We start from the raw sequence: 1,486 nt of genomic DNA, 5'->3' as shown, positions 1-1,486 counted from the left end.
GGGCCGGGCGCGCCCCGGGTTTTCGCGCCCGTGCGGCGCCGCGGCCCCGGCCCGCTCTGGGGTGCGCTGGGTGTGGGCGGTGTGGCCCTCGCCGCCGCGATGGTGCTGAGCGTGGCCATCCCGGCGTTCCCGGGCAGTGGCGTCGCCGGGCGCCCGAGCAGTGCCCTGCTGTTCGGCAACGGCGTCAGCCCGATGATCAACCTGGGCGAGGACCTGCGCCGCCCGACGGCGCGGCCGGTCCTGCACTATCGCACGACGGCGACGAGGGCGCCCTACCTCCGGCTGCTCACCCTGGACGAGTTCTCCGGCCGCGACTGGAGTTCCCGCCTCTTTCCGTCCAATTCCGCGAACACCGTGGACAAGATCGCCCTGCCGCCGGGCCTGTTGAACTCAGTGGCCGTCACCGAGACCCGCACGAACATCGTCGTGGACGGCCTGTCGGCGCGCTGGCTGCCGATCCCGGCGCCGGCCCGCTCGATCACGGGGCTGGCCGGGGCCTGGTACTGGAACGGGTCGAACGGGTCGATCACCAGCGCGAACGACACGACCCGCGGCCAGGAGTACACCGTCATCGCGCTGAACCTGGCGCCGACCAGGGACCAGCTGAGGGGCTCGGGCAGCGACTACCCGTCGAGCGTACAGCGGAGTCTCCGGCTGCCCGCGGACAGCCCGCCCCGGATCGCGGAGACCGCGCGGCAGGTCACGGCCGGCACCGACACGGCCTATGACGCGGCCCTGGCGCTGCAGACGTACCTCCGCGGCGAGGAATTCAGCTACGACACCGAGGCTCCGGCCAAGGCCGGCTTCGACGGCGGCGGCGTGGATGTCGTCAGCACCTTCCTCGAGGTGAAGACCGGGTACTGCGTGCACTTCTCCTCGGCCATGGCCGTGATGGCCCGCTCCATCGGCATTCCCGCCCGGATCGCGGTCGGCTACCAGCCCGGCACGCTCTCCGCCTCCAGCTCGATCGCCGGGACGGGACGGTACAGCGTGGACTCCCATGACCTGCACGCCTGGCCGGAACTGTACTTCGCCGGGGTCGGCTGGGTGCCGTTCGAACCGACGCCGGGGCGCGGGGCGCTGCCCGAATACACCCGCACAATGGATGCCGCCCAGACTCCGGGCGGCCAGGGCGGGACCGCCGGGTCCGCACGGCCTGGGATCACCGACGATCCCGCGGCGACCGATCCCGGCGCCCGCGGCGGCTCCGCGGACACCCGCCAGGAACCCGTCACCGTGCTGCGCCTCATCCTGGTCCTCGTCGGGGTGATCGCGTTGCTGCTGCTGCCGGCGATCGGCCGGGTCGAGCGGCGGCGACAGCGACGGCGTCGGATCCTGGCCGGCCGCGCGGGGGCCGCGGAGGCCTGGCAGGAGCTCACCGACCTCGCCGTCGACCACGGCATCCCCGTGCGCGCGACCGAGACGCCGCGGGAGTTCGCGGCGCGCCTGCGGTCGCTGCCGGGGCTCGCGCCGCCGGGGGAGCGAC

General features: G+C 74.0%; 1 protein-coding gene. It reads left to right on the top strand.

Annotated features, from left to right (window positions below; all coding sequences use genetic code 11):
- Positions 1-1,486, top strand: a 1,486-nt coding sequence (locus E3T37_RS14565; protein ID WP_134368000.1) for a DUF3488 and transglutaminase-like domain-containing protein, incomplete at both ends; no start/stop codon positions are given.

The organism is Cryobacterium sp. TMT2-10, assembly GCF_004403075.1.
Taxonomy (GTDB): domain Bacteria; phylum Actinomycetota; class Actinomycetes; order Actinomycetales; family Microbacteriaceae; genus Cryobacterium; species Cryobacterium shii.
The sequence above is the reverse complement of the archived record's forward strand: the minus strand, read 5'-3'. Positions and strand labels throughout refer to the sequence as shown.